The organism is Paenibacillus sp. J31R122 (genome assembly GCF_056269185.1).
Window position 1 is genome coordinate 375,768 of sequence record NZ_JBWDNM010000003.1, and the last position, 23,218, is coordinate 398,985.

Consider the following 23,218-nt stretch of genomic DNA (forward strand, 5'->3'; position numbering starts at 1 on the left):
TTAGCTCACATCCTTTCGCTCGAAGTGAAGCGCACCAAGCAGCAGAATGACGGCTCCGAACAGTAGACCGCCTCCGATGAACCACTTCGGGTCAGATCCGAGGTAGGCCAAAGCAGGCCAACTAATGGGAATCCATTCCGTCAATGATAGTGAGAACATAGAGGTAAGTGAGATAACAACGCCTAGTGTAATAGGGAGGGCTTGATTCTTAAAGGTCATACAGAGCCACAATGACAAGGCTAGCACCGGCAAGGAAGCGGCAAATGGATAAAAGCTGAGTCGCAAAAGATCGCCAAGCGGAAAATCTGTTCCGAACTTCAATAAAAGTCCAAGCGCCAATGTGCCAACGGCCAGAAGAACGCAGGAAAAGGTGAGCAAAAGGACGCTAAGCGCAAATTTGGCGCCAAATACAGCGGTTCTCGAGATAGGCAGCGCAAGCAGCTGCTTCCATGAGCTGGTATGATGCTCTACATTAGCAAGCAGCGAACAAACAAGTGTGATCCCTAGAAACAGTGAAATCGGAACGAACATAAAAATATTTTCAAGCAATACTCCCCATAAATCGTCCGCGTATTTAGTCGTCATATAATCATAGCGAATCCCGAAATTGAGAGCCTGCATGGCAAGCAGTCCGACTGGTCCCAGGATGACAAGAAACCATATTCCTTTCCCGCGTATTTTCACAAAATCGGCGGCTAGCGCTCTTCCCATCATAGCCGTTTTCCCTCCTCGACAATTTGGAGGAAGAGATCCTCAAGCGACTTTCTCTTTTCTTCGACACGATAGATAGAATGATTGTGTTCCACCAAGTTTTTCACAATGCGAGCCACTGTCGCATCATCTGTATGCTCTAATATAATGGCCGATTCCGTAAGAGCGGCACCTACTCCTTGCTCACGCAAAGCACCAACTGCCCGAAGCGGTTCAGACACTTGAAGTGAAATCGTTCCTTTTGCTTGTTGATGCAAGTTAGAAATTGTATCCTGAAACACCATCTCGCCTTGACGAATAATGCCGACTGTTCCTGCCATCTGCTCTACCTCGCTGAGCAAATGACTAGAGATAAGAATGGTTATACCATGCTGCTTCGGCATGCTTTTAATTAACTCGCGAATTTCTAAAATACCGGAAGGATCGAGTCCGTTCGTTGGTTCATCCAGTATGAGCAGCTCAGGGCTTCCTAGCAGAGCACTTGCAATGCCAAGCCGCTGCTTCATACCAAGGGAATAGCCTTTAACCGGACGGCGAGCTTCCTTTGTCAACCCGACTATTTCAAGCACCTCAGCCATTTTTTGCTTCGGGGCATCAATGATTTTGCGGATAGCTTCCAAATTATCTACGGCTGTCAGATGGCCGTAATAGGAAGGATATTCAACGAGCGAGCCTACCTTGCGTAATATGGCAAGCTTCTCCTTTTTCAGCGATTTGCCAAAAAGGTTAACCGTTCCTTTCGACGGCTTAATTAAACCAAGCAGCATACGTATCGTCGTTGTTTTACCAGCGCCGTTCGGTCCTAGAAAGCCATAAATATCTCCTTTTGCTATTTTTAAATTCAGATTGGAAACGGCAAAGCGTCCTTTGTATGATTTGCTAAGCCCTTTCGTTTCGATAATCCAATCATTCACGTTAATCACCTCGATAACAACAATAGCGCTCGAAGGTTAAAACAAAAGGGCGGCTTGTTTAAATTTTGTTTAAAAAATCAGATTCAACAGACTTTGGGTTAATAAAGATGCGAGTTCCATGCTCAGAGGATTCCGTTCGCCATTCGAGTCCCATCTCACGAATTAAATGCTCTACGATAGCTAGCCCGATGCCAGCTCCTCTTTCAGCGAGGGATGAATCAAGTCCGTCACCGTGATCGATAATGACAAGAGCGGTGTTTTCATTACACTGCTCCAAGGCTATGCCTATATATTTCCCGTTACGAGCATGCCGTACGACATTTTGAAACAGGTTGTCAAGAATGCGGCGAAAGCCTTGCTTATCCACGGTCCATACCAATGGCTGCTCCCGTATATCTACATCTACTTCAATGCCTTCCTTTTCCCACACGGGAAACCACTCGGCTGCGCTTTCTCTTACAAGCCGCAGCACATCCTGCTGTTCGAGCTTAAGCGGATACCGTCCGCTCGTCATCAGTGTGTAGGAGAGCAGATTTTCAATTAAGCGGTCCAAATTGACGATTTTATTTTCCATTTGTACAATAGATTGCTGTCCGAGATCACTTATTTCTTCCTTCCGCAAGGAATAGAGGTGGCTGTTCAATACGGTTAGCGGAGTACGCAAGTCATGCGACAAATTAGAAATCAGACGCTTGCGAAGTTGTTCCTCCTCACGCTCCCGCTGTTGACTTTCCCTTAACTGATCAACCATCTCGTTAAACGCTGCCTCAAGCTGTCCAATCTCATCTTGCTTCTTCTGCATAATCGGCATCGGAAGGCCATTTAAGCCATGCAGCGTCATAGCCGATTGCAGCCTCATAAGACGTTTTCGTATCTGCCTGAAAAATAACAGAGAGATGATAATGAAGATAGCAAACATTACAAATATAAAAGCAAGGTAAAAGGGCGTACCCGTCCCAAGCGGCCCTTGCATTTGGATCAGCGACCGTGGCATTTGAAGCACCATGAAGCTAGGGCCGCTATTATTTTCTCCGATAAAAGCAAGCACCGTAAAAGGGTCGTTATCGACGTTCTCCTTCATAAATTGAATAGCCTCGACGTGCGTCCAATGAGCTGGGAGTCCCGCTTGCGGAGGAAGCTGCAGCTGTGTATTTCCAGCAGCATTTACCCAGAAAACGGACGCTTCAGGATACTTCTTCGCGAGCTCATTCAGCTTTTGATCGACTTGATCCGGAGCAGCGTCACCGAGCAATGCGGCTTCTTGATGCCACGATATTTCTATTTGATTGGAGTTTCCATACTTTAGACCGATAGGCTCTTCCTTTTGAATGGCAGTCCCTGTAATCAAATACAACACGCTTGCTAGCGGGAAAATAACCGGTATAAACAGAAAGGCAAACAAAATGATCAGCAGGTAACGCGACATTAAGGAATGATGAAACTTGGTGCTTCTCTTAAACAGCTTCTTCTTCATGCTCGTACCCTGTAACCGATTCCGCGTACGGTTTCGATCACTTCTGGAGCTGCGGGATCGCGCTCAATTTTCTCTCGCAAATAACGAATATGAACCATTAATGTTTTGTCGCCCTCTAGGTAAGGCTCCTTCCAAACGGCTTCATAGATTTGTTCCTTTGTTAAAATTTGTCCGAGATGGCGCAGCAGGTAAGTGAATATTTGAAATTGCTTGCCAGTCAAAGCTATTTCCACCCCTGTTTCGCTGTTTTCAATTCGATTCTCCTTCTCGAAAACAAGCAGATGCTTGATAGCTGTTGGCTCGGATGTATACGCGGGGAAACGGCGCAGCAGCACCTCGATTCGAGCAGTAAGCTCGTCGGGATGAAACGGCTTCGTCAAATAATCATCCGCGAACTGCAAGCCCTGAAGCTTATCGTCGATTGATGTACGGGCTGACAGCATGAGGATGGGGAGGCTGGAATCTGTTTTTTTCAAACGCTGCCCTACAGTAAAGCCATCCAGACCCGGCAGCATGACATCAAGAATGACAAGATTGCAGCCGATTGCCTCTTCAAGCGCTCGTTCGCCGCTGCGCAGCCATTTTACTTCAAAGCCCTTCTCCGTCAAATGCTGACAAACAAAGCTTCCAATTTCTTGATCGTCTTCAATGTATAGAAGTGTTTCACTCATATTTTTTTTACAACCCTTTCCATTTATTCTGAATTAAATGAATCGTTTATCAGATAATTTTATATTTAACATACACTACGAGCAATGGAGAGGTAAATAAAAGATGCATCGATAAGAATGGTTTATGTGATTATTAGGGATAATTATACAGGTTATAAAAGGGTAGTCATTTAAAAAAGTTATATATTTTATCTGCTTATTCGGCTAATATATACTAAAGTTTTGCAACAAGAGAAGGAGCTTCCATGAGAAAACGCAAAGGATTTAAGCTTCGGGAGGTGCTAGGCTTACTAGTATTTGTTTCCGTCCTATTAACAGCGTTTGTAAGCGGTTATTTTGCATGGAAAACGAATAAAGATTCCTTAACCGCAGGTTACCTCGAAAGCAATTATCAATATGCTAAAAAACTGTCCTCCAATACAAGCGAATTACTGAAAATTATGCGTAACAATATAGACTTTATTGCAGAAATGGCTGGAGATAAACAGCTTTCTCAAAAGGAGCTAGACATCTGGTATGAAGCAAATGAGCAATATTTTAACTCGATCTTTATCGTCGATGCCGCTAGAAAAGTACAGGCCGTCAGCTCTAACGTTAAAGGCGTTACTATTGGTACTCAGCTAAAGTCTGAGGCTTCACATCAGGCAGTAGAGCTTAGAAGACATCTGATCTCTGAGCCCTACATAGGAGCAACAGGTAGACTCATTATTCAAGTTTCTTCGCCGATCCTGAACGTAAAAGGGGATTACCTCGGTTATGTGGGCGGCACTATTTATTTGGAAGAGAGCAATGTGTTAAGCAGGCATTTAATTGAGCATTTTTATGGTAATGGATCATATGTATATGTTGCAGATAAGCATGGTCACCTTATCTTTCATCCGGACAAGGAGCGTCTACGAGAGATTATTACGGGTAATGAAGTGATTAATCGAGCTGTTTCCGGCCATAGCGGATCGCAGAAGATCATTAATTCAAGAGGAGATTCTTTTTTTGCGGGGTATGCTTACGAGACTATAAGCGGCTGGGGTATCGTAGCGCAGACACCTACCTCGATTTTGGACGAGCCTTTAAAGAAGCTAATCAAAAATATTTTGATACAGTCATTACCTTTATTTATCATTATCTTGCTTGCGGCAGGCTATGTATCTTATATAATATCGAAACCCCTCTACGTATTAGCCAAATTTTCGGAAGAAGCCATTCTGTCAAACAAAGCTGTTCGTTCCAAAATTCCGAAGACAAGCTCTCTTATTTATGAGGTAAGACAACTTACACATAACATTGATAATCATCTCAGTCTGCTGAAAAAAGAGATTCAATTGGATGGGCTAACTGGACTTGCTAATCGGAAATCGTTTGACCTAACCATAAATGAATGGTTGGAGGACGATTTAACATTCTCGCTTATACTTCTGGATATCGACCATTTCAAAAAGATTAATGACGAGTTCGGGCATGTGGTTGGAGATGAAGTTCTGAAGTATACAGCAGAGCAATTACGCGCCTTCTCAAGTGATGAAGATTTATGCTTCCGATATGGTGGAGAGGAATTTGGTGTTCTAATAAGGTTTGGAGACATACAGGCTGCAGCTAGGACGGCGGAACGGTTGAGAAAAGAGATTGCCCACACGATAAGCCCTATAGGGAAGCCTATCTATGTATCAATTGGAGTTTCTCACTACGATGGTCGAGGATCTGGCGTCAAGGAGATTATTGAACGGGCCGACAAAGCTCTTTATCAATCCAAGGCAGAGGGTAGAAATCGGACGACCGTCTGTTATGGCGAGAAAGACCTGTAATCTACAAATACAAACAGCCATAATCCCAATGGAGATTATGGCTGTTTGTTGTTATGGTTTGAAATTTTGAAAATTAATGAACAATGAACGAAATATTATCCGCAATTGGCTTTTGCTTGTTGAGATCCTGGTAGATTTCCGCACCAAGAGCGGAGAGCTTAACGCTAGCTTGCTTGCCCGCATCTAGGCCGTATAGACGTAATGTAATGATATTGCCTTGCTGGGTTGCGGATGTCTGAGTTAACTTGTTACCATTCACAAATACATCAAAAGCATTCACAGGGGTGCCAGTGACATCCTCGCTTAAAGTGATGAAGAGTAGGTTGGACCATGCTTCAATTGATGAAATGAATGGACGGGCATTATCAAGATCCACACCTCTGAACTGGACTGTTCCGCGGCCAGAAGAAATATCGAGCTGCTTCCCTTGAAGGTCCGTAATGCGACCACTGTCTTCGTTATAGGTTAATTTATAGACCTTATCGGAACGAAGAGGCGCTGTAGCAGCAGGATGCAGTCGCACCACTACTTTCATGTGGTCCTCTGATACATAGGAGCTGGAGTAAATGCCTTTTGCCAGGTTCACATTTGTGCGATCCGTTTCGTTGTAGAGCTGGTAAACATCTTGATCGGCTTCCGCTACAGGCTCAGTAAATTCGATTTCGAAAGTGTAGCGATCTTTGGAGACAACCGATTTAATTCTAGGAGCCTCATTGTTCAGATTGCTTCCTTGGAACGAAACCCGGTAAGCATCTGAGCTATCTGTCGTTTTTAATCCGTTCCAGCCAGCCGCATCCGTAATGCCGCCATAAAAGCTCATTCGGTATGTTTTGCCGGCTTCTAGTGCAGTATCTAAATTAAGTGTTACTTGTGTGACGACTTTATTTTTGTCATTTAATTGATCTGATAGGATTCTCACTGTACGCTCTTGATCGTCCGACAGTAAAAATGAAGTAAAGCTGACATTTTTGACCGGCTCACTAAAATAAACGGTTACCGCTGTACTATTGACGGCCACAATTTTGGTTACATAAGGATTGCTATTCGATTGGTCCATACCGGCAAAGCGTCTTCTGTTATCATCGTTTGATGTTTTTAACCCTGCCAAGCCCGTAAGCATAGCCTCGTAAACATGCCCCTGCGTGAATATAGTCGAGGTTGTATTATCTGTCCTCGAGAATTGAATACGAAGCGCGCGATCATCGCCTTGTACCGCTGATGTGTAATAACGCAAACCAGACATTGAGACGGAAGAGCCATTGTCTGAAATGATGTCAAGTCTAAGCTCGGAGAGACTGACTCCCGCTAAGCTGCGGTTGAAATAGAGAATCGCCTCATTCTCACTTATTGCGCTAATGGATTGTAGAATGAGGGGGACGATTGCTTTAGTGCTCTCTCCTGCGAATGAGTATTTCGTTCCCGCGGCGATAGCATTGCCATCTCTATCGGTAATGCCATTTACGGTCAACGTATATACTTTCCCAGCTGTTTGTTCTGCTGTCATTAGCGTTACGGTTTTGTCGTTGTCATTGTATACAGCCCTTGATGGATTTCCCAATCCACCGTCAAATACGTAATTTTGTCTCTTCTCAGCGTTGCTTTTATTCAAAGCTTCGTTGTAGGAGAGGACAATTTTGTTTGGACCTATTACCATTTGGGAGATCACCGGAACCGAATTGTCGACAACTGATCCGAAATAAAGGTCGCTTCTTGGATCCATCACATTTCCAGTCTGGTCTTTTACATTTTTTACTGTAAGCGTGTAAACGGTAGCGACGGTCTGCTTGCCCGTTGTAATGATAACCGTTCTGTTGTCAGACGAGAGGGATATGGCGCTAATACTTAAGTCTTTATTAAATTTGTAATTAGCTTTGTTTTCAGCCGAGCCTTTGTCTACTGCTTCGCTGAATACTAGCATGATTTTGGCGTCTGCACCGATCAAGCTTGACGTTATAAATGGCTTAACCGTATCTCGCAAGGCTACTCTATACACCCATGTATTACCGTCAACTTTTAACCGATATATGCCGCCATCCGTTTGCATCTCGGTTGTAATTGTCACTCGTTTACCATCTTGACTAAGCAGAGCATATAAGACGCCGACTGCTTTTCCTTTCTCGGTTTCTACACTAAATAAATCTGTGGACACCGAATTGATGGCTGTGCGGAGGTCAATCTGCACGGTGTAATTCGAGGTGGCATTTACAGAAAGAATGTCCAGCTTCGGCCGCTCTGGATTTTCGGTTGGATTCATGTCAATGAAAACAGAGTAAGCGGCATGAACCAGCTGTGATCGCAGCGCGTTTTTTTGGTAATCAGATTGTTCATTAATCCAACCTTTATTCAACGCTACTCCGACACTTGGCTTTGCCCAGGAGGATACTTTTCCGTATACCGTTTTTGAAGCGGACCCAGCTGCGCCATAAGCCCTAACAAGGACAACGGCAAGCTGTTCGACAGTAACGTTGGAGGAAGGAGCGAATTTACCGTTACCTGTTCCATTCATTAGTCCTGCCTTCGTTACAGCTTGGATTTCGCCGTACGACCATCTTGTCTTAAGTACGTCGTTGTAGGAGGGAGTGGCCTTTTCCTTCTTCAATTCCCATAGCCTGAACAATACGGTCGCGAATTGCTCACGTGTCATGGATGAATTTAGCTGTGAGCTTCCATCTGCGAATCCGGTGAAAATACCTTGCTTAACTAAAAAATTGTACTTCTCTTGCGTGCTGAGGCTGCTGGCTTGCGCGACTGCAAGCGGCAGGCTGCCAAACAGCAAAAAAACAGTCAACATTACGATCAGATACCTTCGGATGGTGAATCCCTCCCTAATAGTTATGAGCAGCAGAAGCTTACGCTTTTTGGCTTCGATTCCTTGCTTAGCCTCATAACGTATAAATACCGTTCAAAGTTACAGTTTGTCGCGGGGAGTGAGAAAATTTTTTTTTGAGCTTATCCGGATCAATCGCAAACTAACCTGGCGAAAGGGCTGGAAAAGTGCAAACCGGGAAAACCGGACGAGCCAAACAAGCCGAACAAGCCGAACAAGCCCGGACAAGGTTCTAAACTAGTCCCCCTTAAAGCTGTATGTTCAAAACCGAGCTAATAGAATCAGTGGGTCAGTCTTGACGGGTTCCCGATGATCAGTCAGGCCCAAAAGCGAGGAAACAGACCAAAAAAGTGTCACAAAAGAAGCTGTTAGCGTGAAAACGAACGTACAGCTGCAGTTTTTCGATTTTTTCGAGTTGAGAATGGTCTTTAAGATCGAAAATCGAGCTTACAGTCCAAAAAATGACGAGAAATGAAGCTGTAAGCGTAAAAAACGAGCTTACAGCCACAGTTTTTCGATTTTTTCGAGATGAGGCTGGTTTGTAAGATCGAAAATCGAGCTTACAGACCAAAAAGTGGCGAGAAATGAAGCTGTAAGCGTGAAAAACGTGCTTATAGAATGAGAGGGTCGGTATAGACGGGTTTCGGAAATTTTGTATCATCGCAAACTAAGCTTATAGGTCCTTACCAACCAGTTAAAGATGCTCGAAGTAAAGAGAGTGAGGGGGGAGTGTTTAAGTGTGTTGATGTGATCGAGGTAATAATGCAAGTAATGCAAGAAATGTAAGAGATGCAAGAGATGCAAATGATGTAAGTTGGCAAGCCGCCCCTTTCCTATACCAGTCATACCGCATATAATGAAGGGGAATCATTTTTTTAGGAGGAATCAACTATGTCCATAAGTAAAGCGAAGAAGGCAAGGCAGAAGCTGTCGCAGCAAGGCCGGATGTCACCCGAGGCATTAAGAGGAAGCTGGCAGGGGATCAACCCATCCATAAGATGCACCCCTACATTGAAGGAGAAACAAGCGAAACTAAATAGCAAGCATAAAAGGAGTCACGCCAACTATAGCGATGATTCCTTTTTGTTTTTATATGCCTTAAAAATATAGGTTTTACTATCACCTTAATCTCAGTATACGCGTCGCTTTTGAATTTCTTAAATCCACTATGTTACACTAAATAAGTAACTCATTACAAAATATTAAATCACATTAACAATGATCGGAGCTGATGCATCCTGTTAAAGCTTTTTCGAATCCTAAAGCCTTACTGGCTAATGATTGCGTTTGTCTTGATTCTCGTTTTCCTACAATCGCTATCCGAGCTTTACTTGCCAACATTGATGGCCGACATCGTGAACAAAGGCATTATTGGAGAAGACAACGCCTATATTTTACGGATTGGCGGGCTCATGCTGCTTGTTACAGCTGCGGGAGTAGTATTTTCTATTGCTGCCAGCTATTATTCGTCAACGATTGCGGCAGGCTTCGGCAAACGCATCCGCAGCAAATTGTTTGCTCATGTGGAACACTTCTCTCTACACGAGTTTGACAAAATTGGGACAGCGTCGCTGATTACACGAACGACTAACGATGTGACTCAGGTGCAGCAGGTGCTTATTATGATGCTGCGGATGATGGTCATGGCCCCGATGATGTGTATTGGCGGAATTATTATGGCGGTCAATAAGGATGCTACTTTGTCACTCATCTTTGTTGTCGTTATTCCGGTGTTGGCAGGAACCATTATTTTGATTGCTTCTAAAGGGGTAGTGCTGTTCAAAGCGATGCAAATTAAGATCGACAAGCTTAATTTAGTGCTCCGTGAAGGACTAACAGGCATCCGAGTGATTCGATCATTTAATCGAACAGGCTTTGAGCAGCGTCGATTTCGTAGCGCGAATAAAGATTTGACAGACACCGCTATAAAAGTAAATAAAATAATGGCTTTCATGATGCCCGTTATGATGCTTATTCTGAATTTTTCGAGCGTTGCGATTCTTTGGTTCGGATCAATTCGCATTAGCAATAACGATATGCAAATTGGTGATTTAATGGCTTTTCTCCAATATGCAATGCAAATTTTGTTCTCGCTTATGATGGTGGCGATGATGTTTATTATGGTGCCCCGGGCATCGGTGTCCGCCGTCCGTATTAATGAAGTGCTTGATATGAAACCTGATATTCAAGACTTAAAGGATGCGGTTCATCCAAGCAGAAGCGGAGGAGCGGTAGAATTCCGTGATGTGACATTCAGCTATCCAGGTGCGGAGAAGCCGGCGTTATCAGCGATTTCGTTCACTGCCTTGTCGGGAGAGACGACAGCGATTATTGGCGGGACAGGGTCTGGCAAGTCTACGCTTGTCAATCTTATCCCCCGCTTCTACGATATTCAATCCGGGAAAGTGTTGATTGATGGTCTGGATGTACGAAGCCACACGCAGCAAGCTCTCAGGTCAAAGATTGGTTACGTTCCGCAGCAATCGGTCTTATTTACGGGAACGATCAGCGATAATATCAAATACGGCAAAGAGGATGCATCTGAAGAAGAGGTGCGTCATGCGGCGGAAATCGCACAAGCTTCAGCATTTATTGCAGAAATGCCCGATGGCTTTGATTCTATTATTGCTCAAGGAGGTACAAATGTTTCGGGCGGACAGAAGCAGCGTCTTTCCATCGCGCGCGCGCTTGTGCGTAAACCGGACATTTATATTTTTGACGACAGCTTCTCAGCTCTGGACTTCAAAACCGATGCTCTCCTGCGAGCAGCATTAAAGGAAGAAACGCTGAACGCCGCGGTTCTCATAGTAGCTCAGCGAGTAAGCACGGTCATTCATGCCGATAAAATAATAGTGCTCGATGAGGGTGTCGTTGCAGGTATTGGCACGCATAGCGAGCTGATGCAAACCTGCGAGGTTTACCGTGAAATCGTATCGTCGCAGCTGTCAGAGGAGGAAATCGCATGAGTGAACGTTCACAGGACAAAAATCCGCAGGGAATGGGCGGCGGGTCTCGTCCCGGACATCCTGGCAGAGGCCCAATGGGGCCCGGAGCGGGGCCGATGGGCGCACTGGGCATGCCTGTTCAGAAGGCGAAGGATTTTAAGGGAACGCTGCGTCGTTTGCTGACTTATTTAAAGCCGCAGCGTACAAAGCTGATTGTTGTCATATTAATGGCTGTTCTAAGTACGGTATTTTCCATTGTTAGCCCTAAGCTTATGGGTAACGCAACGACTGAAATATTTGAAGGCATTTTGGGCAGCGGCGTCAATTTTGACGCTATTATGCGGATTGTACTTATTTTGATCGGTCTGTATTTGCTTAGCTCGCTATTTTCCTACGTTCAGCAGTATGTGATGGCAGGAGTAGCTCAGAAAACCGTTTATGTACTGCGCAACGATGTAAACGAGAAGCTGGAACGGCTGCCCTTATCGTTCTTTGATTCTCGCACGCATGGAGAAATATTGAGCAGAACGGTTAATGATGTCGATAATATTAGCAATACGCTGCAGCAAAGCTTAACGCAGCTTATTACGTCAGTTGTTACACTTATAGGCGTGATCATTATGATGCTGACGATTAGTCCGCTTTTAACCTTAATTTTGCTATTAACTCTGCCATTAAGCTTCTTCGTGATCAAGGCAATTGCTTCGCGGTCACAAGGTTATTTCAAAGGGCAGCAGGCGGAGCTTGGAAAGCTGAACGGCCATGTTGAAGAGATGTACACGGGACATAAAATTATTAAAGCGTTTGGGCATGAGCGTAAATCAATCGATGCGTTTGACGAGATTAATGAAAGGCTGTATCATTCGGGACGAAAAGCTCAGTTTATTTCTGGTGTTATGATGCCGTTAATGTCGTTCATCAACAACATCGGCTATGTGCTTATTAGTGTCGTGGGCGGTATTCTAGTTACACGTCAAGCAATCAAGATCGGTGATATCCAAGCCTTCATCCAATATGCGCGGCAATTTTCGCAGCCGCTGACGCAAACGGCAAATATTGCGAACATTATACAGTCCACAATCGCATCAGCTGAGCGGGTGTTCGAGCTGCTTGATGAGCATGAAGAGTCAGCAGATGCTAGCGGACAGGAGGCAGTAACCCTTGCTTCGCCGCAAGGAAACGTCCGCTTCGATCACGTTAAGTTCGGCTACAAAGAGGATGTTGCTCTTATTGGAGATATGAGCATTGACGTGAAGAAAGGTCAGATGGTTGCTATCGTAGGTCCGACCGGTGCTGGCAAAACGACGCTCATTAATCTGCTAATGCGCTTCTATGAAATACAAGAGGGAAGCATTACAATTGATGGAGTTAATATTACGCGATTGCCTAGGGGCGACCTGCGTATGCTATTTGGAATGGTGCTTCAGGATACGTGGCTGTTTAATGGAACGATTCGTGAAAATATAGCATATGGACGCGAAGGTGCGACGGAAGCTGAAATAATCGAAGCGGCGCAAGCCGCGCATGCAGATCATTTTATACGGACTTTGCCAGAGGGCTACGAAACCGTTCTGAACGAGGAAGCATCGAACATCTCGCAAGGGCAAAAGCAACTGCTGACGATTGCGCGCGCGATTCTTGCGGATCCCGCGATACTTATTCTTGATGAAGCGACAAGTAGTGTCGATACACGTACAGAGCTGCAAATTCAGAAGGCGATGGCAAAGCTCATGGAAGGAAGAACGAGCTTTGTTATCGCGCATCGGTTATCAACGATAAAAGATGCTGATATCATTCTCGTGATGAACCATGGCGATGTGATTGAAAAGGGTAGCCACGAGGAGTTGCTCGCTAAAGGCGGTTTTTATGCGGATCTGTATAATAGTCAGTTTTCTGACGAGGCGAATTCAGTCGCATAAGCTTTAAACATATCGGCATTAGGGATTAGATATGCGCATGGTTATAGAAGGTTAAGATTTATGGTCTTATCTCATTCAAACAGGGAATACAAGCCTGATTTGATTGTGATAAGACCATTTTTTTTGTTCGTCTTAAATTTTTAAATTATAGACTTCTTCGCAGCCCGTTTAATAGAAATATGCGATGTGGCGAGCATTGTCATTATTTTGGGTTGGACATTGATTATATTTCAGGAATCACTGCTTCTCTAAAGGAAGGAAAGGGATTCGTAAAATAATTGAGGTGCTCAAGGACAAAAAATAAAGGGTTAACAACAGATAGTTGTTATTTTACTTGCATGAAAGTACGGCTTCTGGCTATAATAAGAACAGATGTTCTTATTGGAGGGGTGGCTATGGCCGCTAAGGAGGAAGAAGTTCGCGGAGGAGTAAGGACGGCTAAGCATCCGCCGATTCAGACAGAGGATGAGCTGGAGCTTGTAAAACGTTATGTGCTTCTAGGTATTGTGATGCGTATTTTGGATCATGATATACGTGTTATAGGTACGACATCAATTAAGCTTCCGCGTTTATATGAATCGATGCTTCGCGGTATTCAGGATCGCGTACTGTTGGATCTGGCAGCCATTAGACGACAGTTTCGTGAGACCGGCATTAAAGTGTATGAAGAGAAGCGGGAGCCGGATGGTTTGCACGCACAATATGTATGCCGCGGCTACCATCATCGTTTTTTTATGCTGTGGGGGTTTGTGAAAGCTGAGTCTGAACGAGTGCTTAAAAAGTATTTGTCCAGCTAAAAGCATAATTGTTCATGGTTTTGTCAAATTAACAAAAAAATTTTTCCTTTTTCTGAAGTTTAAGGTTGAGAACTTCGGACGATCTTAGGTAATATAAGAGGTAGACATTATGATCGTAAAGGGGAGCATGTAGCAATGCACAAATGGATTATGTTTGTTTTATTTACAGCGGCTTCGCTTCTGGGCGTATATCTGCTCACATTCGGCCTGCCTCCTAAGCCAGTTGACGAGTCTGCCGCGTTGCCAGAAGGCACTGTAATGGTTAAGCTCGTTGCATCTTCAACTGACTTTAAGTTTAATGAAGATGTGTACAAAGTTAAGGTTGGAGAGAAAGTAATAATGAAGCTTGAGAATAAGCTGGGCATTCATGGAGCTAATATTGATGAGCTTCAAGTTGCACTTACTAACGACAATCCTGAAACGAATTTAGAATTCGACAAGCCTGGCGAGTATGAGATCTATTGCTCGGTTCCATGTGGTCAAGGACATACTACAATGAAAGCAAAGCTAGTTGTTGAAGCGGCGTAACTTAGTAATAATGCTAAGCTTTGTGAAATGAGAAAGGAGCCGAGAGGCTCCTTTTTGTTGAAATTACTAACGTAATACGATGGTGTAACGCAGTAGTTTCCCTCATCATCGAGGGTTGCTGTATGGAGATTGCTTAGGTTATTATGTGACAATAGGATAAAAGTCATGCGATAAAATCAGAGGAGGAAATTTTAATGATTACTCATATCGTTTGTTTTAAGCTGAAGGATGGAAGCGCGGAGAATGTGGCACAAACAGCCCAGGTGCTAAAAGATATGGAAGGTAAAATTGAAGTACTGAAATCGATCGAGGTTGGCGTTGATGTTCTACATTCGGAACGTTCTTACGATATTGCGCTCATTACGAAATTCGAATCGATGGAAGCGTTAGATGAATACCAAGTACATCCTGTTCATAAAAAAGTAATCGAGCATATGCTGCAAGTTCGCGAAGCTTCAATCAGCGTCGATTTTGTAAGCTGAGAGGAACGGTAAAGGTTCATGAGAGACGTTTATGAAATTTTTACTTATTTGCTGGTCATTATATTCAGCAGCATTATTATGGTGGCATGGCTTAAACGTAAGGCAAAAAAAAAGAAGCAAGGCTGAAAGCAGGCGACTAACCCATGTATTATGTGAATCGCGAACAAATTGCTGTGCGTTTAGGAGCGATGCCTGACATCGCGCTCGCACTAAAAAAACTCGCTGACAATTGGCAGGGCAGTATGATGGAAGGCTTGGCGCAAGAGAGAGCTCTTCATCTTGCTATTGAGACAGTAACGGATGTAGGCAGCTTTTTAATTGACGGCTTTCTGATGCGGGATGCCAGCAGCTATGAGGATATCATTGAAATTACAGGAGCAGAAGGCGCATTTCCAGCGTATATGCTGGAGCCGTTAACGGAACTCGTAAGGCTGCGGAAGCCTATTGTACAGGATTATTTTGATTGGCCAAGAGGTGAACTTCACCCGCTTTCTACCGTGCTGTCAGAGCTGCTGCCTGCGTTTAAAGAGGCGGTTGAGCTTTACATAGAGCGCGAGCTGAAATAAAAGATTAGTGTATGTATTTTTGTGTAAATTAAGAGAAGCGTACTTCAGCTGTTTGCGCTTGTTGATTTACGAATTCGTCATAATACGTTACAATGGCGCTATCAAGCCTGCAGAGGTGGTGAAGGGTTGAAGCGAAGCGGAACGTTGCGCGTTACTGGGTTTAATGCGGGAACGCAGGGCGATATATCAACACGCGAGCGTATTTTGATGCTGCTTAAGACAGGCGGCAGAATGAATGCTAGTGATCTGTCGGACGAGCTTGGATTGACAGAGATGGCGATAAGACGGCATATGTATGCGTTGGAGAGCGAAGGAAGCGTTAAAATCGTATCCGTTCGCCAAGCGATGGGAAGACCGCTACATGCTTACGAGCTTACGGCTGAGGCGGACGAGCTGTTTCCTAAAAACTATCATTCGCTTACGCTCGATTTGCTTGATGAGCTTGCGGATGACCCACTTACTGCTGCGTTAATCGATCGGATGTTTGAGGGGCGCAAACAAAAGCTTCTCGAACGCTATGAACCAAGAATGGCTGGCAAAAGCTTAGAGCAGAAAATAAACGAGCTTGCATCAATTCAGAATGCTGGCGGCTATATGGTTGATGTAGAGCGTCAAAGCGATGGGAACTTTATGCTTTATGAATACAATTGTCCTATTGCTCAAGTGGCTGGAAGGTATCAGCAAGCTTGCAAATGTGAGCTGTTACTATTTCAGGAGTTGCTTAACGTGTCAGTCGAGCGTACAGAGTGCTTGGCCAAGGGCGGAGGCAAATGCAGCTACCGTATTGGATAAATAAATAAAATCAAAAGCGAGACTGCCTTGTAGGGTTGGAATATAACCTGCGGCAGTCTCTTTTTGTGTTTTTTTGTGTCATGACAAGCCCATGTTGCTTATACTGTCATTACGCAAGTGGGCATTCGTCTAGATGAGCATATTGGCTGCCCTGCATTTGATTCGGAGGAGGGACTAGGACATGGTTGTAATATGGAGCGTTGCGGTTGCCGCTGCTGCTTTTGTCGTATTGGCAGCGGGCATGTTGATTGCCTTGCGAACAGCTTTAAGCAAACTAGAGCGTGTGCAATCATCAGCAGAGGAAATCCAGCAGGATATCCATAAGCTTGCTTTGGAGCTGGGTGGACTTGTGCAGCCGACAGAAGAGACCATTCGTACTGTCCATCGCCAGCTGCAATCGGCTAATCGATTGTTTGAAGCGGCGGAGCAGATCGGGGATGCGATTGCGCATACAACGTCTGCGGCCGTGCAAATTACATCTGTACTGTCCGAATCCGCAGCGCATCACGCGAAGCGCGCTGCCACGAAGCGCCAAGCCACAGATGCGCTGGAATGGGCTGAGCTTGGAATGGCTGCTTGGGAGCTTTGGCAGTCCAGTCGCAAACAGGCGGAGCCGGATGGCGGGGAAGCGTAGCAAGCAATTCTCTTCGCTAGCGCAATCCGAATCAAAGAGCAGAGACGAAGGGCACTCTAAGAACGAAGGGAGCTACTATCATGTCAAAAGGTAAGCAAACAAAAGGATTTTTGCTCGGAGCATTAGCCGGAGGTATCGTCGGCTCGATAACAGCGTTGCTCTTAGCGCCGAAGGCAGGCAAGGAGCTGCGTCAGGATATATCGGTCGGAGCACATAAGATTAGCGAGTCGACAGTCAAAGTTGCCGATCAGGTGGCTGACACAACAGGACGTATAGCCAAGCAAATTGGCGGTCAAGCGGTGCAAATTGCAGGTAAAACAAGGCAGGCAGCCGGAACGGTCGTTAGCAGTGTTAGAAGCCTTGGCAGTAAAGCGAATAAATCGGCAGAAGTTACTTCAGAATCAACTGAGTTAATTGCTGAAGCAACCATTGATGGTGAGCTGGAAGCCAATGCTCTAGAAGCAGTTGAAGCTGGGGAAACGGAAGCGGCAGCAACGAAAGAACTGTAGAAAAAGCACGTATTCATTATAAAAAAAGCACGTATTCACTATAAAATAGCAAGTATTAACTATAAAATAGCAAGTATTAACAATAAAAAAGCAAGTATTCACTATAAAAAAAGCGCGTATTCAAAATAAAAAGAGCCGAGTGCTGCTATTGAAGCCGCTCGGCTCTTTTACGTGTTCAGCGTTCAACATAGATGATCATCCGCTGCCATATATGCTATCTATGCCCGCGTAGGTTCAAATTTTGCAACTAAATGAGAACGTAAAAGGGTGAGCTGCGATTTAGTTTCAGGAGATGCACTTAATTGCTGGGTTAGCTCCGTCCGCCCCCCCCTTTTCGGTGATTTAACTTAATATTCTGAAACTAATGCATATCTAATTCGATAATGGCGCTCACTAGTTTCACAATTTGGAACTAATTTAATATTGCCTCCAAGTCGCCAGATTTAGATGTCATTTATGAAGATTTCAGATTAACAAATAAAGGGACACTCGTGCACACTGTAAGGGATATTCGCGTACACTCATTTCTAATTACCACACACCCATTTACCGTAAAGCCATTTACCACACAGCAACTTACCACACACCCTATCACCACACAACGATTATTCCACTTTGCGATATCTTATATTGGTTAATCAACCGGTTTAGTTTGAGGTATTATTTAGTGATTACCAGCGGCTTTTTCATCTAGTCCCAATATTGAAGCATACATAAATTTGCGTTAAGATGTATTAGGTACATTTGGATGTGAAAATTCATATGCTATTCTGACTTGATTTACTATACTTTGTTTAAGAAAGCGGTGTGTTTGTGCAGCAACCGATTGCGATACTAGACTCCGGCGTGGGTGGCCTTACCGTTGCCAAGGAAATCATGCGCCAACTGCCGCGAGAGAAAATTATTTACTTTGGAGATACCGCTCGAACGCCATATGGCCCGCGCTCATCTGAAGAAGTGATGCGATTTACAAGAGAAATTGTAGATTATTTAATTCAGTTTCGGCCGAAAATGATTGTTATAGCATGTAACACGGCGACTGCCGTTGCTCTTGATGATATTCGTTCCAGAGTTTCAGTACCGGTTGTCGGCGTTATCAATCCCGGCGCTCGTGCAGCGATTGGTAGAACGGTGACAGGCTGTATTGGTGTAATTGGTACGGAGGGCACGATTAAGAGCGGCGCTTATGCCAATGCGCTGCGAGAGTTAACCCCTCATGTTCAGGTTGTTAGTCAAGCGTGTCCGCAATTCGTACCGCTTGTTGAGAGTGGCAATTTCCAATCAACGGAAACGTATAACACGGTAAGAGATTCAATTGGTCATCTGCGCAGCTATCCGATTGATACATTAATACTCGGATGCACGCATTATCCATTTCTTGCGGATACAATCTCAGAGGTAATGGGGCTAAATGTTACACTGATAAGCTCGGCGGATGAAACAGCTCGTGAGATCAGTACGATATTGCAAGATAAACGAGACCTCTCGAAGGGTGATGAGGTACCCGTGCATCAGTTTTTCTGCAGCGGTGAGTCTCATATGTTCAAGTCTATTGCCCAAAGTTGGCTGAATGAGCAGATTGATCTGACTCCTGTTGTATGGCAAGTGCCTAATATTCATTAATCCATTATGAAGAAGAAGACGACGACCGCAAGGTTATCGGCTTCTTTTTTTACTTCATAGTACAAGCGAAGTACCGCATAGCATGTTAGAAACAAACTCAGACAGTTGGAGGCGATCGTCATGTATTCGGTACAAACATACAGCTACTATGATATGGTGGAGGGCTGCAGACAGCTAGCAGACAGATATCCATTTGTAGCCGTACATATTATTGGCGAGAGTGTAATGGGTAAGCCATTACTTGCGCTGCGCTGCGGCACCGGTTCGCGTAAAATTCATATGAATGCGTCCTTTCACGCGAATGAGTGGATCACTTCCGCTTTACTCATGCGCTTTGTTGCGGATTTATCAGCTGCCTATAGTAACGGTGAACAATTGGCTGGTCAATCGGTGGATGAGCTTTGCAGTGAGGTAACGCTGTGGGCTGTCCCAATGGTCAACCCCGATGGGGTTGAGCTTGTGCAGCGGGGATTGGAGCAAGGACATCCGTGCTACAGTTTATTGCAACTATGGAATGGAGCTTCAGAGCAGTTCAGCGGATGGAAGGCGAATATAAGAGGCGTAGATTTGAACGATCAGTTTCCTGCTTACTGGGAAGAGGAATGTAAGCGCAGAGGCGTAGAGGGGCCTGGTCCGCGCGACTATCCTGGACCTTATCCACTCAGTGAGCCAGAAGCATTTGCAATGGCTCATCTCACTGAGACGATAGGCTTCGATGCCATCGTAGCACTGCATACGCAAGGGAGGGAAATCTATTGGAACTACCGTGATTATGAGCCGGCAGAAGCGGAGCGGCTGGCGGGTAGGCTCGGGCAATTGAGCGGCTATAAACCAGTGAAGCTTACGGGAAGTGATGCCGGATACAAGGATTGGTTCATTAAGCAATTTAGGAGGCCGGGATTTACAATAGAGGCGGGATATGGTGAAAATCCACTGCCAATGAGTCAATTTGATGCGATTTATATGGAGCTGCAGCCCTTATTATTGGAGTCTCTGAGGATCAAACGTCAATCGCCAACAGTAGGCGATTGACGTTTTCTTATGGTATAATGCTGCCAAAGGTCAGCAAAGGAGGAGCTTTCTCATGCGTAAATTACTGTCGTTGCGCTATTGGCAGCAAGTGTTTGTCCGTGTGTTTCGCTTGTTGAGGTCGAAGGATGTAGCATTGGCGGACAAGCTGCTGTTTACGCTGCCAGTCTTTCTATACTGGGTTCTGCCCGATGTGATGCCTTTTTTGCCGGTAGATGATATTGCGGTTACGATGTTCATTTCAACTTGGTTTGCTCGAAGAATGGAGAGTAAGTATAATATAAAATAATGACAATTGCCAAACGGCATATGGATAAGAGGAGTTGGATAAATGATGAATTGCAAAATTTCCAAAAACGCGGCTAAGATGTTAAAAGTAGAACTGGACAAGCCTGAAAACGAAGGCAAGAAGCTGCGTGTATACGTGACGCATTCACATGGTGATCATGCTCATTACGGCATGGGTATCGACGAGGCTACAGAGAAAGACATCGTTGTAACGACAGATAAGGAAATCGATGTTATTTTGGAGCAAGGAAATGAGTTTTTGGACGGCATTCGCATTGATTATTTTTATGTGCCTGAAGAAGGCTTTGCAATAACGAATCCATCCAGGGGCAACCACGGAGACCACTAACCTCTACTAGCAACCTGTTGAATAGGAAGATGAATAATGGCTAACGATATTCGAGTTTGTGATAAATGCAAACATATGAAGATGAAGACGATAGTGCCTAAGCTGCAGCAGCTGGCACCTGACACTGATGTGAAAGTAGGATGCAAATCTTATTGCGGTCCTTGTGCCCGTTACGCATTTATATTTATTAACGGTCGTTATGTGAAGGCGACATCCGAGGACGAGGCAATCGAGAAAATTCTTCCTTTTGTGAAGAAATAAGCAAACATACATTTCAGCATAATTAGATTCAGACGCAGCATGACCCAACGACTATAATAATCGTTGGGTTTTTGTATACGGCCTGGAAGGAGCGTAGGATGGATATAACGACACCGCAATTGCTGTATCATGGCACGACTAGCAATACGGTACATTCGTTTCAGCAAAAGCTGCTGAACGCGCCATATTGGCGACCAGGCAAAGACTTTGGAGAAGGTTTCTATACAACAATCTCAATTGCTCAAGCGCGTAAATGGTCGCACAAATCAGCGAAGGAGTCATGGGATGGCGGTCGTCCTTGTGTACTCGTTGTTGAGCTTGCATCTGTACCGTCTTATGTAGAGCCCTTATTATTTCTCTCCGACTCTCAGGCGTGGGCTACATTTATTTATGGTCACCGCAAAGCGAGCGTGAAGGGGGAAGACCCGTGCGCTGTGCATCCGGATATTATAATAGGCCCGATGGCAGACAATGATACTGGAAAAATCGTACATAAAGCAGTACAATTAAATAAAGATGAACGTTGGTTTTATGAACAGATCACGATATCTCGCAAGGGCAGAAAGCTTGACCCGCTGCGCTTAGGCAATCAGGTTGTCTTTTGCTCAGAACAATGGGAATCACATCTCAGGCTTGTAGGATATCATATCTATATGGGAGGCAGGTGGATGTATCATGACAGTCAAGACGCAGGTCAGACTCAGCTTGTATGAACGGGGCATCGTAGAGGCTCTCACCGCTGAATATAGCTATACAGCAGGTGAGGCTAGGCAACTGGTTGTATCGTATATAGAGGTCGTGCGAAAGCTTGGCGGCTATGACAATAGTGTTCATTACGCCCAGCTTCTCGATCGGGCAAATCGCAAGGAGTTTACGCCATCTCAATGGCTGGAACATATCCGTACTATCGAGCGAGGCGAACTGAGAGATAGCGGTATTGGTGAAGAAGAACGTGAATATTTGCAAACGAAGTAATGAACGAAGATAAAAATGACATTCAAACTGATAGGGTTTGAGATGTCATTTTTTGTTTATTTTGAAAGAGATCGCAAGCAAACCAAATATATATCGGGGGTAATCAATGATTATATATCCGTTATTAAAAGTAGGAGCAACAATAGGCGTGACAGCACCATCATCCGGAGTGAAGGCGGACCGGCATGACCTGGTTCAGCTCGCATGCAGCCGTTTGGAGGAAAGAGGGTTTCAAGTTATTTGCGGTAATACGGTATGGACACAAGATAAAGCAAAGTCTGCCTCTGCAAAAGCTCGCGCTGAGGAGTTTAATAAGATGATGGGTGATGATAAGGTCGATCTAATCATTCCTCCTTGGGGCGGGGAATTGTTGATTGAAATGGTTGAGTATATTGATTTTAATCAAATAAAGAGTAAATGGGTACTCGGCTATTCGGATATCAGCGTGTTGCTGCTGGCAATTACTTTAAAAACAGGACTGGCTACTGCTCATGGTATGTGTTTCATTGATTTAAGAGGACAATTCGTGGATGAGACAACCGCGATGTGGCAATCTGTCTTGTCCACTCCAGCAGGGGGCGCTATCCTTCAACAATCCTCATTAAATTATCAAAAAGAATGGAAGCGCGATGACTCCTCATCAAGCGTTTTCCATTTAACGGAGCCAACATATTGGAATACGGTATCAAAAAAGGATATGGAACTAAATGGTCGATTGCTAGGTGGATGTATAGATGTCATTAGACATTTGATCGGAACACCTTATGGTGATCTCGAGCATTTTCAAAAGCAATGTATTAATAATGAGCCTATCGTATGGTATTTAGAAAATTGTGAGCTGAATACGGCGGATATTCGCAGGTCATTGATTCAAATGAAATATGCGGGATGGTTTAACAATTGCTCAGGCATTATGTTTGGAAGAAGTGCAGTTAATGAGCCATTTGACAATTACACGATTGAAGATGTGTATAGTGAGCTTTCTGTGGAGCTTCAGATTCCCATTGCTTACAATATAGATTGCGGCCATGTGCCTCCACAAATGACATTTATAAATGGGGCATATGCTGAAATAGAAATAGCAGACGGCAAAGGGTCAGTTAGGCAATATTTTAAACACTAGCT

Annotated in this window: 24 protein-coding genes; 19 read left to right on the forward strand and 5 right to left on the reverse strand. The window is 44.5% G+C overall.

What is annotated here, in order from left to right:
- From AC0YN7_RS07995 to AC0YN7_RS08010, 4 genes are read right to left on the reverse strand one after another with little or no spacing between them, the layout of a single operon-like run.
- Complete coding sequence (locus AC0YN7_RS07995; protein WP_475809425.1) at positions 1–714, reverse strand: ABC transporter permease; 714 nt, start codon at positions 712–714, stop codon at positions 1–3.
- A complete protein-coding gene (locus tag AC0YN7_RS08000) occupies positions 711–1,625 on the reverse strand; it encodes an ABC transporter ATP-binding protein (RefSeq protein WP_475809426.1) in 915 nt (304 codons plus the stop codon). Before AC0YN7_RS08000 ends, AC0YN7_RS07995 begins: the two co-directional genes overlap by 4 nt.
- Before the next feature lie 58 nt (positions 1,626–1,683).
- Positions 1,684–3,099, reverse strand: a complete 1,416-nt coding sequence (locus AC0YN7_RS08005; RefSeq protein ID WP_475809427.1) for a sensor histidine kinase — start codon at positions 3,097–3,099, stop codon at positions 1,684–1,686.
- Complete coding sequence (locus tag AC0YN7_RS08010) at positions 3,096–3,770, reverse strand: response regulator transcription factor (protein ID WP_475809428.1); 675 nt, start codon at positions 3,768–3,770, stop codon at positions 3,096–3,098. Before AC0YN7_RS08010 ends, AC0YN7_RS08005 begins: the two co-directional genes overlap by 4 nt.
- 245 nt (positions 3,771–4,015) lie before the next feature.
- On the opposite strand from AC0YN7_RS08010, the gene AC0YN7_RS08015 reads away from it, so the two are divergent.
- Positions 4,016–5,569, forward strand: a complete 1,554-nt coding sequence (locus AC0YN7_RS08015; protein ID WP_475809429.1) for a sensor domain-containing diguanylate cyclase — start codon at positions 4,016–4,018, stop codon at positions 5,567–5,569.
- A 73-nt stretch (positions 5,570–5,642) separates the two neighbouring features.
- On the opposite strand, the gene AC0YN7_RS08020 is transcribed toward AC0YN7_RS08015, so the two are convergent.
- A complete protein-coding gene (locus AC0YN7_RS08020; protein WP_475809430.1) occupies positions 5,643–8,360 on the reverse strand; it encodes an Ig-like domain-containing protein in 2,718 nt (905 codons plus the stop codon).
- 927 nt (positions 8,361–9,287) lie between these two features.
- Here AC0YN7_RS08020 and AC0YN7_RS08025 point away from each other — a divergent pair.
- From AC0YN7_RS08025 to AC0YN7_RS08110, 18 genes are all read left to right on the forward strand, one after another.
- Complete coding sequence (locus AC0YN7_RS08025; protein ID WP_475809431.1) at positions 9,288–9,506, forward strand: hypothetical protein; 219 nt, start codon at positions 9,288–9,290, stop codon at positions 9,504–9,506.
- A 128-nt stretch (positions 9,507–9,634) separates the two neighbouring features.
- Positions 9,635–11,362 carry an ABC transporter ATP-binding protein gene (locus AC0YN7_RS08030; RefSeq protein ID WP_475809512.1) on the forward strand — a complete coding sequence of 576 codons (1,728 nt, stop codon included), beginning with the start codon at positions 9,635–9,637 and terminating at the stop codon, positions 11,360–11,362.
- Positions 11,359–13,260 carry an ABC transporter ATP-binding protein gene (locus tag AC0YN7_RS08035; RefSeq protein WP_475809432.1) on the forward strand — a complete coding sequence of 634 codons (1,902 nt, stop codon included), beginning with the start codon at positions 11,359–11,361 and terminating at the stop codon, positions 13,258–13,260. The genes AC0YN7_RS08030 and AC0YN7_RS08035 overlap by 4 nt, the downstream gene beginning before the upstream one ends.
- 395 nt (positions 13,261–13,655) lie before the next feature.
- Positions 13,656–14,057: a YhjD family protein gene (locus AC0YN7_RS08040; protein ID WP_475809433.1), complete on the forward strand. Its 402-nt coding sequence runs from the start codon at positions 13,656–13,658 to the stop codon at positions 14,055–14,057.
- A gap of 135 nt (positions 14,058–14,192) precedes the next feature.
- Complete coding sequence (locus AC0YN7_RS08045; RefSeq protein ID WP_475809434.1) at positions 14,193–14,585, forward strand: cupredoxin domain-containing protein; 393 nt, start codon at positions 14,193–14,195, stop codon at positions 14,583–14,585.
- A 194-nt stretch (positions 14,586–14,779) separates the two neighbouring features.
- Entirely contained in the window at positions 14,780–15,067 is a 288-nt protein-coding gene (locus AC0YN7_RS08050) for a Dabb family protein (RefSeq protein WP_475809435.1), read from the forward strand.
- Between the two features lie 143 nt (positions 15,068–15,210).
- The gene (locus AC0YN7_RS08055) at positions 15,211–15,633 is read left to right on the forward strand and encodes a DUF86 domain-containing protein (protein ID WP_475809436.1); all 423 of its coding nucleotides are present in this window, start codon (positions 15,211–15,213) and stop codon (positions 15,631–15,633) included.
- A 126-nt stretch (positions 15,634–15,759) separates the two neighbouring features.
- Entirely contained in the window at positions 15,760–16,425 is a 666-nt protein-coding gene (locus AC0YN7_RS08060; protein ID WP_475809437.1) for a helix-turn-helix transcriptional regulator, read from the forward strand.
- 181 nt (positions 16,426–16,606) lie between these two features.
- Complete coding sequence (locus tag AC0YN7_RS08065) at positions 16,607–17,059, forward strand: DUF948 domain-containing protein (RefSeq protein WP_475809438.1); 453 nt, start codon at positions 16,607–16,609, stop codon at positions 17,057–17,059.
- Positions 17,060–17,139: 80 nt separating this feature from the next.
- Positions 17,140–17,568 (forward strand): YtxH domain-containing protein, encoded by a 429-nt coding sequence (locus AC0YN7_RS08070; protein WP_475809439.1) that lies wholly within the window; start codon positions 17,140–17,142, stop codon positions 17,566–17,568.
- 813 nt (positions 17,569–18,381) lie between these two features.
- Entirely contained in the window at positions 18,382–19,191 is an 810-nt protein-coding gene (gene racE, locus AC0YN7_RS08075) for a glutamate racemase (RefSeq protein WP_475809440.1), read from the forward strand.
- A 120-nt stretch (positions 19,192–19,311) separates the two neighbouring features.
- Positions 19,312–20,223 carry a M14 family metallopeptidase gene (locus tag AC0YN7_RS08080; protein ID WP_475809441.1) on the forward strand — a complete coding sequence of 304 codons (912 nt, stop codon included), beginning with the start codon at positions 19,312–19,314 and terminating at the stop codon, positions 20,221–20,223.
- 52 nt (positions 20,224–20,275) lie between these two features.
- Positions 20,276–20,509 carry a hypothetical protein gene (locus tag AC0YN7_RS08085; protein ID WP_475809442.1) on the forward strand — a complete coding sequence of 78 codons (234 nt, stop codon included), beginning with the start codon at positions 20,276–20,278 and terminating at the stop codon, positions 20,507–20,509.
- Positions 20,510–20,554: 45 nt separating this feature from the next.
- Positions 20,555–20,857, forward strand: coding sequence for an iron-sulfur cluster assembly accessory protein (locus AC0YN7_RS08090; protein WP_475809513.1), 303 nt, complete (start codon positions 20,555–20,557; stop codon positions 20,855–20,857).
- A gap of 36 nt (positions 20,858–20,893) precedes the next feature.
- A complete protein-coding gene (locus AC0YN7_RS08095) occupies positions 20,894–21,118 on the forward strand; it encodes a YuzB family protein (protein ID WP_475809443.1) in 225 nt (74 codons plus the stop codon).
- A gap of 98 nt (positions 21,119–21,216) precedes the next feature.
- Positions 21,217–21,831, forward strand: coding sequence for a DUF3990 domain-containing protein (locus AC0YN7_RS08100; protein WP_475809444.1), 615 nt, complete (start codon positions 21,217–21,219; stop codon positions 21,829–21,831).
- Entirely contained in the window at positions 21,794–22,093 is a 300-nt protein-coding gene (locus AC0YN7_RS08105; protein ID WP_475809445.1) for a hypothetical protein, read from the forward strand. The genes AC0YN7_RS08100 and AC0YN7_RS08105 overlap by 38 nt, the downstream gene beginning before the upstream one ends.
- Before the next feature lie 106 nt (positions 22,094–22,199).
- Positions 22,200–23,216, forward strand: coding sequence for a S66 family peptidase (locus tag AC0YN7_RS08110; RefSeq protein ID WP_475809446.1), 1,017 nt, complete (start codon positions 22,200–22,202; stop codon positions 23,214–23,216).
- Positions 23,217–23,218 lie beyond the last annotated feature (2 nt).